Source organism: Paracidovorax wautersii (assembly GCF_900113035.1).
GTDB classification, from domain to species: domain Bacteria; phylum Pseudomonadota; class Gammaproteobacteria; order Burkholderiales; family Burkholderiaceae_C; genus Paracidovorax; species Paracidovorax wautersii.
Window position 1 is genome coordinate 169,367 of the sequence record NZ_FONX01000010.1, and the last position, 12,695, is coordinate 182,061.

8 protein-coding genes and 1 pseudogene are annotated in these 12,695 nt (G+C 72.3%); 7 read left to right on the plus strand and 2 right to left on the minus strand.

Annotated features, from left to right (window positions below):
* Positions 1 to 88 precede the first annotated feature (88 nt).
* Genes BM070_RS15470 through BM070_RS15485 form a run of 4 tightly spaced genes read left to right on the plus strand, consistent with a single transcriptional unit; the run spans position 89 to position 7,847 of the window.
* The gene (locus BM070_RS15470) at positions 89 to 4,231 is read left to right on the plus strand and encodes a YhdP family protein (protein WP_092940313.1); all 4,143 of its coding nucleotides are present in this window, start codon (positions 89 to 91) and stop codon (positions 4,229 to 4,231) included.
* Positions 4,228 to 5,043 (plus strand): carbon-nitrogen hydrolase family protein, encoded by an 816-nt coding sequence (locus BM070_RS15475; protein WP_092940314.1) that lies wholly within the window; start codon positions 4,228 to 4,230, stop codon positions 5,041 to 5,043. Before BM070_RS15470 ends, BM070_RS15475 begins: the two co-directional genes overlap by 4 nt.
* On the plus strand, positions 5,040 to 7,214 hold the full coding sequence (locus BM070_RS15480; RefSeq protein ID WP_175518515.1) for a two-component system sensor histidine kinase NtrB: 2,175 nt from the start codon (positions 5,040 to 5,042) through the stop codon (positions 7,212 to 7,214). The genes BM070_RS15475 and BM070_RS15480 overlap by 4 nt, the downstream gene beginning before the upstream one ends.
* A 3-nt stretch (positions 7,215 to 7,217) precedes the next feature.
* A complete protein-coding gene (locus tag BM070_RS15485) occupies positions 7,218 to 7,847 on the plus strand; it encodes a response regulator transcription factor (protein ID WP_092940316.1) in 630 nt (209 codons plus the stop codon).
* 191 nt (positions 7,848 to 8,038) lie between these two features.
* Here the strand turns inward: BM070_RS15485 and BM070_RS15490 are convergent, their stop codons facing one another.
* Together BM070_RS15490 and BM070_RS15495 are read right to left on the minus strand one after the other, a co-directional pair.
* Positions 8,039 to 8,692, minus strand: coding sequence for a YiaD family glycine zipper/OmpA-like lipoprotein (locus tag BM070_RS15490; RefSeq protein WP_175518516.1), 654 nt, complete (start codon positions 8,690 to 8,692; stop codon positions 8,039 to 8,041).
* Positions 8,693 to 8,836: 144 nt separating this feature from the next.
* Entirely contained in the window at positions 8,837 to 9,019 is a 183-nt protein-coding gene (locus BM070_RS15495; RefSeq protein WP_092940334.1) for a hypothetical protein, read from the minus strand.
* Between BM070_RS15495 and mltA the strand changes: the two genes are divergently transcribed.
* From mltA to BM070_RS15510, 3 genes and pseudogenes are all read left to right on the plus strand, one after another.
* On the plus strand, positions 8,952 to 10,172 hold the full coding sequence (gene mltA, locus BM070_RS15500; RefSeq protein ID WP_092940317.1) for a murein transglycosylase A: 1,221 nt from the start codon (positions 8,952 to 8,954) through the stop codon (positions 10,170 to 10,172). The genes BM070_RS15495 and mltA overlap by 68 nt on opposite strands.
* 133 nt (positions 10,173 to 10,305) lie before the next feature.
* Positions 10,306 to 12,310 (plus strand): annotated as a pseudogene (locus BM070_RS15505) (phosphatase PAP2 family protein).
* Between the two features lie 187 nt (positions 12,311 to 12,497).
* A partial coding sequence (locus tag BM070_RS15510; protein ID WP_139222853.1) for a leucine zipper domain-containing protein occupies positions 12,498 to 12,695 on the plus strand: 198 nt, incomplete at its 3' end.

The following is a 12,695-nucleotide window of genomic DNA, read 5'->3' on the forward strand; positions in this document are numbered from 1 at the left end:
TGCGCCGGAGCGTACGGATTGACACGGTTCTGCGCTGAACCGGGGGGAAGGGCGCGGGTCATAATTCCAGACACCGCCAACACCCACCATGACCGACGCCGAGACGCCACCACACCCCACACGCCTGCTGAGATGCGTTGCGGTGTTCGCTCGATGGTCGCTGGGACTGCTGCTGGCCTTCTGGTTGCTGCTGGCAGCCGCTTGGGGCGTGCTTCATGGCTGGATTGTGCCGCGAATCGGAGATTTCCGTCCCGAGCTGGAAAGCCGGGCCATGCGGGCCTTGGGGGTTCCCGTGCGCATCGGCGCGCTGGCCGCCCGATCGGACGGGCTGATACCCACCATCGAGCTGCAGGATGTTGCCCTGCTCGACGCCCAGGGCCGCGAGGCGCTGCGGCTGCCGCGCGTGGTCGCGGCCATCTCGCCGCGCTCGCTGCTCAAGCTCGGCTTCGAGCAGCTCTATCTGGAAGGCCCTGAACTCGATGTGCGGCGCGATGCGCGCGGGCGGATCTTCGTGGCCGGCATGGCCTTCGGCGGCAGCCCGGCCGACGACGGCAGCGGCAACAGCAGCGCGGCCGACTGGCTCTTCTCGCAAAAGGAAGTCGCCATCCGCGGCGGCACCGTGCGCTGGACCGACGAGCTGCGCGGCGCGCCGCCGCTGGCGCTCTCGCAGGTCGATCTGGTGCTGCGCAACGGCCACTGGCGCCACGACATGCGGCTGGACGCCACGCCCCCGGCCGAATGGGGCGACCGCTTCACGCTGCGCGGCAAGTTCCGCTCGCCGCTCCTGAGCGCCCACGCGGGCGCCTGGGAACGCTGGAGCGGCCAGTTCTACGCCGACTTCGCCCGGGTGGACGTCTCCCGCCTGAACCGCTACGTGGACCTGCTGGGCGCGCGCGTGGCCGGCGGCCATGGCGCGGTGCGCGCCTGGGCCGACGTGCAGCGCGGCCAGCTCGCGGGCGGCACGGCCGACCTGGCCCTGGCCGGCGTCAACACCACGCTGGGCGCACGGCTGCAGCCGCTGGAGCTGCGCTCGGTCGCCGGGCGCGTGGGCGGGCGGCGCTTCGCCGACGGCTTCGAGGTCTCCACCACCGGACTGCAGTTCCTCACCGACGACGGCCTGCGCTGGCCGGGCGGCAACCTCATGCTGCGCCACATGGGCGGCGCCGCAGGCCAGCAGGACCGCGGCGAGCTGCAGGCCGACCGGCTGGACCTGGCCGCGCTCTCGGAGATCGCCAGCCGCCTGCCGCTGGGCGAGGAGGCCCACCGCGTGCTGGCCACCTACGCGCCCGAGGGCCTGGTGGACTCGGTGCAGGCCAGCTGGCGCGGGCCGCTCACCGCGCCCCTGCAATACCAGGCGCGCGGCAGGGTCTCCGGCCTGGCGCTGGCCGCGCCCGAGCAGGGCACCAGCGCGATCCCGCGCGTGGAGGGCGTGCGCGGCGCCACGGTGGACTTCGACCTGACGCAGACCGGCGGCACCGCCAGCCTGGCCATCGCCGACGGTGCGCTGCTGCTGCCGGGCGTCTTCGAAGACCCGCTGGTGCCGGTGCAGCGCCTGGGCGCCTCGCTGCGCTGGCAGCGCGACGGCAAGCGCCTGGCCGTGCAGGCCAGCGACCTGCGCTTCGCCAACGCCGATGCCGAGGGCGAGGCCCGCCTCGCCTGGCACTCCGACGACCTGGACCGCTCGCCGGGCGTGATCGACCTCACCGGCTCGCTGCAGCGCGCCGACGGCACGCGCGTCTATCGCTACCTGCCGCTCGCCATCCCGCAGGAGACGCGCCACTACCTGCGCGACGCCATCACCTCCGGCTCGGCCAGCCAGGTGCAGTTCCGCGTCAAGGGCGACGTGGAGCACATCCCCGCCAGCCATCCGGGCCAGGGCGAGTTCCGCATCGCCGCCAAGCTGCGCGGCGTCAACTTCGCCTACGTGCCGCCGCGCCTGCAGCAGGGCAGCGGCCACCTGCCCTGGCCCTCGCTCACGGGGCTGGACGGCGAGCTGATCTTCGACGGCGCCGGCATGAGCGTGAAGGACGCCAGCGGCAGCTTCGCTGGCTGGCCGCAGGTGCGCGTGCAGAAGGTGAATGCGCGCATCCCCGACCTGGCCCACAGCGTGGTCGGCGTGACGGCCGACGTGCGCGGGCCGCTGGCCGACATGCTGGGGCTGGTGCGCGGCTCGCACGTGGGCCAGCTCATCGGCGGCGCGCTGGACCAGGCCAGCGCCACCGGCCCGGCCGCCGTGCAGCTGCAGCTGAACCTGCCGGTGAATCACATCGATACCTCCACCGTGCGCGGCAGCCTGGCGCTGGCCGGCAACGACCTGCGCATCACCCCGCAGACGCCGCTGGTCGAGCGGGCCCAGGGCAGCGTGCAGTTCACCGATGCCGGCTTCACGCTGGCCGGCGTGCGGGGCCGCTCGCTGGGCGGCGAGGTGCGCTTCGAAGGCGGCATGCGCCCGCCCGCCACGCCGGGCGCGGAAGCGCCCGTGCAGGTGCGCGCCCAGGGCGTGGTCACGGCCGAAGGACTGCGGCAGGCGAGCGGGCTGGGCGGCGTCTCGCACCTGGCGCGCCTGGCCAGCGGCAGCACGCCCTACACCGTGGCCATCGGCGTGCGCCGGGGCGTGGCCGAGGTACAGGTCGCCACCAGCCTGCAGGGCATGGCCCTGGCCCTGCCGGCGCCGCTGGGCAAGCCGGCCGATGCCGCGCTGCCGGTGCGCTACGAGAACCGCCTGACCGAGGCCTCCGCCGCCGCCGGCAGCACCGCTCCGCTGCGCGACGAACTGATGGTGGACCTGGGCGGCGTGGGCTCTGCGCGCTACCTGCGCGACATGAGCGGCCCCGCGCCGCGCGTGCTGAGCGGCACCATCGCGCTGGGGCTGGCCCCGGGCGAGTCGGTGCCCATGCCCGCTGCCGGCGTGGCCGCCAACGTGCATCTGCAGCAGGTGGACGTCGATGCCTGGCAGGCCGCCTTTCTGCCGCCGGAGCCGGCCGCATCCGCCGGCGGTGCCGCTGCCCCGGCCGCGGCGGAGGCGTCGCCCGACGATACGCTGGACTACCTGCCCCAGCAGCTCGCCGTGCGCGCGGCCACCGTCACGCGGCAGGGGCGCACGCTGCACGACGTGGTGGCCGGCGTCTCGCGCCAGGGCACGACCTGGCGCGCCAACGTGGATGCGTCCGAGCTGGACGGCTACTTCGAATACCGCCAGGGCCAGGGCGAGGGCGCGGCGCAGGGCCGGCTCTATGCGCGGCTCTCGCGCCTGACCATCCCGCAGGCGGCGGTCAAGCAGGTGGACGACATGCTGCTGGGCGACGACAGTTCGCAGCCCGGCGCGCTGCCCTCGCTCGACATCGTGGTGCAGGACTTCGAGCTGCGCGGCCGGAGGCTGGGCCGCATCGAGATCGAGGCGCAGAACCAGGGCGCCGAGGGCTCGCGCGAATGGCTGCTGTCCAAGTTCAACCTGATGGCGCCCGAGGCCACCTTCACCTCCAGCGGCAGCTGGGCCCTGGTGCCCGGCGCCCGCGGCGGCAGCGGGCCCCAGCGCCGCACGGTGATGGATTTCAAGCTCGACATCCGCGATTCGGGCGAGCTGCTGTCCCGCTTCGGCATGGACGGCGTGGTCAAGCGCGGCAAGGGCCAGATCGCCGGCCAGGTCGCCTGGAACGGCGCGCCCATCAGCCCGGACTACCGCTCCATGTCCGGCCAGATGCATGTCGATGTGGAAGCCGGCCAGTTCCTCAAGGCCGAGCCGGGCATCGCCAAGCTGCTGAGCGTGCTCAGCCTGCAGTCGCTGCCGCGCCGCTTCGCGCTGGACTTCCGCGACGTGTTCAGCCAGGGCTTCGCGTTCGACTTCGTGCGCGGCGACGTGCGCATCGAGCGCGGCGTGGCCACCACCAACAACCTGCAGATGAAGGGCGTGAACGCCGCCGTGCTGATGGAGGGCAGCGCCGACATCGCGCACGAGACGCAGGACCTGCACGTGGTGGTGGTGCCCGAGATCAACGCCATGACCGCCTCGCTGGTGGCCACGGCCATCAACCCCGTGGTGGGGCTGGGCAGCTTCCTCGCGCAGATCTTCCTGCGCGGGCCGCTGATCCAGGCCGCCACGCAGCAGTTCCACATCGACGGCACCTGGGACGATCCGCGCATCGAGCGCGTCTCGCGCCGCCGGCCCGCGGGCGGGCAGGGCGAGGCTTCCGGCGCCGCATCCCCGCCACCGCCTTCGGGAGACGCCTCATGAAAATCGCCGCACTGCAGATGGTCTCGGGCATGCGCCAGGCCGACAACCTCGCCCAGGCGCGCCGTCTGCTCGAAGATGCCGCCGCGCAAGGCGCCGAGCTGGCCGTGCTGCCCGAATACTTCAGCTTCCTGGGCGCGCGCGACACCGACAAGCTGGCGCTGCGCGAACCCCTGGGCGAAGGCCCCGTGCAGGCCATGCTGGCCTCCGCCGCGCGCGAGTTGGGCCTCTGGGTGGTGGGCGGCACGCTGCCGCTGGATGCGGGCAGCGCCACCCAGGTGCGCAACACCACGCTGGTGTTCGCCCCGACGGGCGAGCGCGTGGCGCGCTACGACAAGATCCACCTCTTTCGCTTCGACAACGGGCGCGAGCGCTTCGACGAGGCCGCCGTGATCGAAGCCGGCGCCGAGCCGGTGCTTTTCGAGATGGCCGCGCGCGACGGCACGCCCTGGCGCGTCGGCCTGTCGGTCTGCTACGACCTGCGCTTTCCCGAGCTCTACCGCCGCCACGCGCAGGCCGGCGCCGATCTGCTGCTGGTGCCCAGCGCCTTCACCCACACCACCGGCCAGGCCCACTGGGAAGTGCTGCTGCGCGCCCGCGCCGTGGAGAACCTGGCCTATGTGCTGGCACCCGCGCAGGGCGGCACGCACGAGAACGGCCGCCGCACCTGGGGCCACAGCATGCTAGTGGAGCCCTGGGGCGCGGTGCAGGCGGTGCTGCCCGAAGGCGCCGGCGTGGTCTGCGGCGAGATCGATGCCGCGCGGCTGCGCGAGGTGCGCCAGCAGCTGCCGGCGCTGGAGCACTGCGTGCTGTGAGCGCCGCGGCGAACGAATCCCTCGCGCATCCGCCCGCCTCCGCCGCGGTCGCCGCCACCGCCCGGCCGCGGCCGCAGGGCTGGCGCCGCTGGCGCGGGGCCTGGCGGCGCTGGTCGCTCTGGACCCTGCTGGTGGCGCTGGTCGCGGCCATGCTGGTCACCCTGGTGTGGCTCGCGGGCCGCTACGAGGCCAGCCAGGTGCAGAGCCGGCTCGAACGCGACACGGCCGATGCGGTGGCCGACCTGCGCGCCGCCTTCGCCCACAACCTGCAGAGCCTGCAGGCGCTGCAGGCCGGCGACCCGGACCCGGCGGCGTGGGAGCACCGTGCCGGCAGCCTGCTGAGCCAGCGGCGCGAGCTGGTGCGCGTGGAATGGCGCGACCTGCAGCTGCGCTTGCGCGCCCATGCCGAGACGCCCTACCGCTCCATGCGCTGGGAGGCGGATTCCCGCCTGGGCGTGCAGACCGACATCGCGCTGGCCTGCGCCAACGCGCGGCGCGTGGGCGGGCCCTCGTATTCGGGCAGCTACTTCCAGCCGCAGCTCGACGGCCTGGGCGCCGAGATGATGGAGCTGTGCGTGCCGCTGCAGGAAGGCGGACGCGCCAAGGGCTTCCTCATCGCCACCTATGCGCTGCAGAACGTGCTGGTCGATCTGGTCGCGCCGGGGCTCAAGCGCGGGCAGGAGGTCTCCTTCACCGAGCCCGACGGCACCCGCCTGGCCATGGTGGGCGCCACGCGCCGCGGCTCGCGCATGTTCCAGGCGCAGCAGCTCATGGATCTGCCCGGCACGGCCGTGATGCTGCGCATGGACAGCTGGCACACCGCGCCCAGCGTGTTCCCCAACGTGCTCACGGCCCTGGTCACGGCCATGTCGGTGGCGCTGGTCACCGTGCTGGTGGTGCTGGTGCGCGACAACCGCCGGCGCCTGCGCGCCGAGCGCGACCTGGGCGACGCGCTGGCCTTCCGCAAGGCCATGGAGGATTCGCTGGTCACCGGCCTGCGCGCGCGCGACCTCGAAGGGCGCATCACCTACGTCAACCCGGCTTTCTGCGAGATGGTGGGTTTTTCGGCGCCGGAGCTGCTGGGGCAGGGCCAGGACACGTCGCCGCCCTACTGGCCGCCCGAGTTCGCGCAGGAATACGCGGCACGGCAGATGGTGCGCCTCTCGGGCGAGCAGGTGCCGCCGCGCGAGGGCTACGAGACCGTCTTCATGCGGCGCGACGGCACGCGCTTTCCGGTCATGATCTACGAGGCGCCGCTCATCAACGCGCACGGCCTGCACACCGGCTGGATGGGCTCATGCCTGGACGTGAGCGAGCAGCGCCGAGTGGAAGAGCTCTCGCGCACCTCGCACGAGCGGCTGCAGGCCACGGCGCGCCTGGCCACCGTGGGCGAGATGGCCTCGCTGCTGAGCCACGAGCTGAACCAGCCGCTGGCCGCCATCTCCAGCTACGCCACGGGCTCCGTCAACCTGCTGGACCCGGTGGCGGGCGATGCGGCCGGCGCGGCGCTGCCAGCACTGCCCGAGCCGCTGCGCGGCGACCTGCGCGAGGTGCGCACCGCCATGCAGCGCATCGCCCAGCAGGCCGAGCGGGCCGGGCGCGTCATCAAGAGCGTGCACGACTTCGTGCGCCGCCGCGACCAGACCCGCGAGCCCGTCAGCGCGCAGGACCTGTTCGATGCCGTGATGCCCCTGGTGCGCCTGCAGGCGCGCAAGCTGGGCGTGCAGGTGCAGGTCGCCATCGGGGCCGGCCTGCCGCCTGCGCTGTGCGACCGCACCATGGTCGAGCAGGTGCTGCTGAACCTGGCGCGCAACGCCATGCAGGCCATGGACGACCCGCAGATCCACCCGCGCGTGCTGCGGCTGGGCGCGGCCCTGGCGGCCTCCACCGCGCAGCAGGCCTGGCTGGAGTTCTCTGTGGCCGATGGCGGCGTGGGCATTCCCGAAGAGGTGGGCACCCAGCTCTTCCAGCCCTTCTTCACCACCCGGGCCGAGGGCATGGGCCTGGGGCTGTCGCTGTGCCGCACCGTGGTCGAGCAGCACGGCGGCCTGCTCAGCTACGCGCCGCGCGATCCGCGTGGTACGGTATTCACCTTCACGCTGCCGGCACCCCAGGAAGAGGGCGCTGCCGGCGCCTGTCCGCCTCCTGCACGCGTCTCCACCCTGTCCTGACCCATGGAACCTGTCTCCAATGCCACCGTGTACATCGTCGATGACGATGCCGGTGTGCGCGAAGCGCTGGCCTGGCTGCTGCGCTCGCGCCGTGTCCCCAGCGAATGCTATGACAGCGCCGAATCCTTCGCCGCCATGCTCCAGGGCCGCCCGCCCCAGCGCCAGCCCTGCTGCCTGCTGCTGGACGTGCGCATGCCCGGCATGAGCGGGCTGGCCCTGTTCGACCAGCTGGCCGAGCGCGGCGACATCGCCGCCATGCCGGTGATCTTCCTCACCGGCCATGCCGACGTGCCCACGGCGGTGGCCACCGTCAAGCGCGGCGCCTTCGACTTCTGCGAAAAGCCGTTTTCCGACAACCTGCTGGTGGACCGCATCCAGGCGGCGCTGGCGCAATCGGCCAGCCACCTGCAGGAGCGCCGCGCCCAGCACGAGCTGCAGGACCGTGTGGCCGAGCTGACCGAGCGCGAGCGCGACGTGATGCGGCTGGTGGTGGAGGGGCTGCCCAACAAGCTCATCGCCGACCAGCTCGACATCAGCGTGCGCACGGTGGAGGTGCACCGCTCGCGCGTCTTCGACAAGATGCAGGTCAAGTCGGCGGTGGAGCTGGCGAACCTGATGCGCGCGGCGCACTGACGGGTCTGCCTGCCTACCTGCCTGCGCGCTGCAGGCCCGGGCTTCGGCCCGGCCAGAGGAGCGGCGCACACGGCCCTGCGAGCTGCGGCAATTCAGCCAGAGGGGTGTGTGTCCAGCCGCTCAAAAAAAAGACAGGCACAAGGGCCTGTCTCGGGGTGCCGGGGGCCCGCAGGCCCTGGAGTTCATGGGCCTCAGCCGCGCGAACGCTCGCCCACGAAGATCTCGACGCGGCGGTTGCGCGCGCGGCCTTCGCTGGTGTCGTTGCTGGCCACCGGCTGGGCGGAGCCGCGGCCTTCCACCTGGATGCGGCCGCCGTTCACGCCGCGGGCCGTCAGGTAGTTGCGCACGCTGCTGGCGCGGTCCAGCGACAGCGGGTTGTTGATCGCGTCGGTGCCGGTGGAGTCGGTGTAGCCGACGATGCGCACTTCGGTGTTGGGGTTGTTGCGCAGGCCTTCGGCGAAGCGGTCCAGCAGGGGAGCGAAGTTGGGCTGGATGTTCGAGCGGTTCGTGGCGAAGGAAATGTCGCTGGGGATGTCCAGCTTCAGCTGGTTGTCGGCGGTCTGCGTGACGACCACGCCGGTGCCGGCCGTGGCCTGCTGCATTTCCTGCTTCTGGCGTTCCATGTGCTGCGACCAGATGTAGGAGCCCAGCGCGCCCACGCCTGCGCCGATCAGGGCGCCCGTGCCTGCGTTGCCGCCCGTCACGGCGCCCAGCACCGCTCCGCCTGCAGCGCCGGCGCCCGCGCCGATCGCGGTGTTGCGCTGGGTGTCGCTCATGTTGGCACAGCCGGTGACCAGCACGAGGGCTGCAGTGGCGCTGATGAGAAGGGGATGACGCAGACGCATGACGAACTCCTTGGAGTGAAAGATTTTTCTGATGCCGGTTCCGCCGGCCTGGCGCCCATGGGGGCCAGTGCCTGCGAAGCAGGGCTGTAAGGTAACCAAATGCTGGGGGCGGCGCTGTAGGACCATGGCGCCAGTCGTGCCTGGTCAGTCCGGCGACGCAGGGGGCGAGGGCGGCGGGCCGCCCGGTGGATGGGGCGCCGCAGGGCGTTCGGGCTCGGCGGGCGGGGGCACGAGCTCGCCCCGGCGGCGGCCCGAGAACATGGTCCACCACACGATCGCCACCAGCACCGCCAGCGCGATCAAGGCTTCAAGCAAAATCAGCCACATGAAATCCCGTCTCCTGCGCCTTTGTATGACGGCGCTGATTGTAGGAACGCTCGCGGCCTGCTCCAGCCGCCCGCCCCTGATCGAAGAATCCGGCACCCCCGCTGCCCCTCCGCCGTCCTATGCCGGCGTGCCCATCGCGCCGTCGGCCGCCGTGCCGGGCACGCTGGCGCAGCCCAAGAGCCGCTGGGTGCCGGTGTCGTGGGACGAACTGCCCGGCTTCTCCGAAGACAACCTGACCGAGGCCTGGAACGCCTGGATCAAGAACTGCGAACGCCCGTCGCCGGCCTTCGCGCACCTGTGCCCCGAGGTGCGGCGCCTGTCCATCGGCAGCCCCGACGAGCAGCGCGCCTGGATGCGCGCGCGCCTGCAGCCCTACCGTGTCGAGTCGCTCTCCGGCAACCCGGACGGCATGCTCACCGCCTATTACGAACCCTACCTGGACGCCTCGCGCCTGCCGGGCAACGGCTTCAACATCCCCATCTACCGCGCTCCGGCGGGCTTGGGCAGCCGCAAGCCCTGGTACACGCGCCAGCAGATCGACACCCTGCCCGAGGCGCAGGCCCAGCTCGCCGGCCGCGCCATCGCCTGGGTGCGCGATCCGGTCGAGGCCATGGTGCTGCACATCCAGGGCTCGGGCCGGCTGCGCCTCGTGGAGCCCGACGGCAGCGTGCGCCTGGTGCGCGTGGCCTTCGCCGGCACCAACGACCAGCCCTACCAGAGCGTGGGCCGCTGGCTGCTCGACCAGGGCCTGGTGCGCGACGCCACCTGGCCCGGCATCCGCGCCTGGACGCTGCAGAACCCCGGCCGCGTCAACGAGATGCTCTGGGCCAATCCGCGCTACGTGTTCTTCCGCGAAGAACCGCTGGACGGGCTGGACGCCGCCTTCGGCCCCAAGGGCGCGCAGGGCGTGGCGCTCACGCCGGGCCGCTCCATCGCCGTGGACCGGCAGAGCATTCCCTACGGCACGCCCGTGTGGCTGGCCTCCAGCGGGCCGACCACGCAGCTGCAGCGGCTGGTGATGGCGCAGGACACGGGCAGCGCCATCCTGGGCGCCGTGCGCGCCGACTACTTCACCGGCTGGGGCCAGGAAGCCGGCGACATCGCCGGGCGGCTCAAGCAGAACCTGCGCCTCTGGGTGCTCTGGCCGCGCTGACGCAGGCCGCCGGGGCAGGGCCCCGGCCCACGGGCCGCGCAGGGCGGCGTGTCATGGCGCCGTCACGGGAGCGCGATACCTTCCTGGTTCCCTCCTTGAATCAGGGCCCGCGCTCGTGGGCCGTCTTTCCCCCATGCCTTTCGCCTCTCCCTGGGCCGCTGCCAACGCTGCGGCTTTTGCCCTTGTGCGCTCCAGCGCCTTCGCCCTGCACGCGCTGCGCGCCGCACTGCTGCCGGCCCTGCTGGCCCTGACCGCCTGCGGCGGCGGTGGTGACGCCGCCACCCCCGTGGCCCCGGCCGGCGTGGGCTTCGCCGAATCGGCGCCCGTGCCTTCCGTCACGGCTTTCGTCGATGCCGCCGCCACCAACCAGCGCGGCGATGCGCGCTACGCCACGGTGGACACCAACGCCGGCGTGCGCGTGCTGAGCGGCTTCCTCGACCTGTGGGAGCCCAGCACCCGCCTGGTCGATGCCGGGCAGACGGCTCCGGCGCGCGACGGCTTCCCGGCCATCGCCGCCTCCAAGTGGTCCGGCATTCCGGGCGACGCCACCGACGGCACCGTCAAGAACGCGGCCTTCCACAGCGAGAACATCGGCTTCGTGGTCCGCACCACGGCCGCCCGCACGCCCGCCCAGGCCGACGCCGCCTACTACGACGACCGCCTACTACGACGACCGCCGCGGCAAGAACTACAGCGTGACAGACGGCATGGGCCCGCTCACCGCCGCCTGGCGCCAGGCCGCGCGCCAGACCACCACCATCACCAGCATCCCCGCGGATGCCGGCACGGTGCGCTATGACGACCAGGGCAACAACACCGGCGTGGGCGGCAGCGCCAATGCCGACTTCGGCCTGGTGATCGACTTCGTCAACAGCATGGGCAACAACGCCTCCACCGAACCCGCCAAGCGCTTCTACAAGTACGCCCGCCCGTGGCGCTGGAGCAGCAGCGTGCAGGTCGTGCCGACGCTCGAACCCGCCAAGAGCAGCACGCCCGCCACCGACGGCGGCTTCCCCAGCGGCCACTCGGCCGAGGCGGTGCGCAACGCCGTCGCCATGGCCTACCTGGTGCCCGAGCGCTTCCAGGAAATGCTCTCGCGCGGCCTGGAACTGGGCGAGAACCGCATCATGGCCGGCATGCACTCGCCCATGGATGTGATCGGCGGCCGCCTGCTGGGCGAAGCCTCGGCGCTGGGCAACATCTACGTCGCCACGCCCGACGCCCGCAAGGCCGCGCGCGCCCAGGCCCTGCAGACGCTGATGAAGTCCACCGGCGCCGCCACGCCCGAGGCCCTGCTGGCCTTCGCCCACTCGCAAGGCGCGGCGCAGGACCGCTTCGCCGACGCCGCCGCCAACCGCAGCGCCTACCAGCGCCGCCTGGTCTTCGGCTTCACGCAGATCGGCGACGCCACCCGCCCGGCCGTGGTGCCCAAGGGCGCCGAAGTGCTGCTGGAAACGCGCCAGCCCTACCTGAGCGACGCGCAGCGCCGCGTGGTGCTCAAGACCACCGCGCTGCCTTCGGGCTACCCCGTCATGGATGACGCCGAAGGTTTCGGCCGCCTGAACCTCTTCGCCGCGGCCGACGGCTACGGCGCCTTCAACGGCGACGTGGACGTGAGCATGGACGCGAGCCTGGGCGGCTTCAACGCGCTGGACGTGTGGCGCAACGACATCGCCGGCCCCGGCAAGCTGACCAAGCGCGGCTCCGGCACGCTGGCGCTGGCCGGCAACAACCGCTTCAGCGGCGGCATCGAACTGGTGGCCGGCACTCTGCGCGCCGACAGCGCCCAGGCCCTGGGCACGGGCGCCGTCTATGTGGGCGGCGGCACGCTGGCCGTGGGCGGCGCGGGCACCCTGCAGCTGCAGGGCGGCTACGCCCAGACCGCTGCCGGCACGCTGCAGGCGCAGCTGGGCTCGGCCGACGCGGGCGTTATGTCCACCTCCGGCACCGCCGTGCTGGGCGGCACGCTGGTGGTGTCCTTCCGCGCCGGCTACACGCCCAAGGCGGGCGACACCATCACGGTGCTGCGCGCGCAAGGCGTGCAGGGCCAGTTCAGCCAGATCATCGTGCCGGGCTTCCGCGCCACGCCGGTCTATGGCCTGACGGGCGTGCAGCTGGTGCTGTCCAGCGCAGCCTGAGCCTGAGTCTTTTGCGGGGGGCGAGGCGAACGCCGCAGGGCGTGTGCCTCGCCCCCTTTTTTTTTGTTTCGCGGCGGAGAGCGGGCTAGATGTGAAGCTTCAATAGGTTGTATCCGGTGTTCATCCTGGTTGGATTTGAGAGACTGGAAGTCGCCAAACACCCAATCGACTCAGGACACCCAACCGGATGAACACCCATAAGCATGCCCGACTTACCTTCGCCCGCCGACTTGAGATGGTTCAACAGATGACCATTCATGGCCAGGACGCCGCCCAGGCAGCTCTCGCCCAAGGCGTCACCGCTCAGACAGCCAGGAAGTGGCTGGGCCGGTATCTGAGCGGTGGCGAAGCCGCCCTGGCCGATGCATCCTCCAGACCAACGCGC

Bases quoted from the DNA above. Each gene is read 5' to 3' on its own strand.
- BM070_RS15475 (WP_092940314.1), top strand. From the start codon at position 4,228: ATGAAAATCGCCGCACTGCAGATGGTCTCGGGCATGCGCCAGGCCGAC.
- BM070_RS15490 (WP_175518516.1), bottom strand. From the start codon at position 8,692: ATGCGTCTGCGTCATCCCCTTCTCATCAGCGCCACTGCAGCCCTCGTG.
- mltA (WP_092940317.1), top strand. From the start codon at position 8,952: ATGGTCCACCACACGATCGCCACCAGCACCGCCAGCGCGATCAAGGCT.
- BM070_RS15470 (WP_092940313.1), top strand. From the start codon at position 89: ATGACCGACGCCGAGACGCCACCACACCCCACACGCCTGCTGAGATGC.
- BM070_RS15495 (WP_092940334.1), bottom strand. From the start codon at position 9,019: ATGTGGCTGATTTTGCTTGAAGCCTTGATCGCGCTGGCGGTGCTGGTG.
- BM070_RS15485 (WP_092940316.1), top strand. From the start codon at position 7,218: ATGGAACCTGTCTCCAATGCCACCGTGTACATCGTCGATGACGATGCC.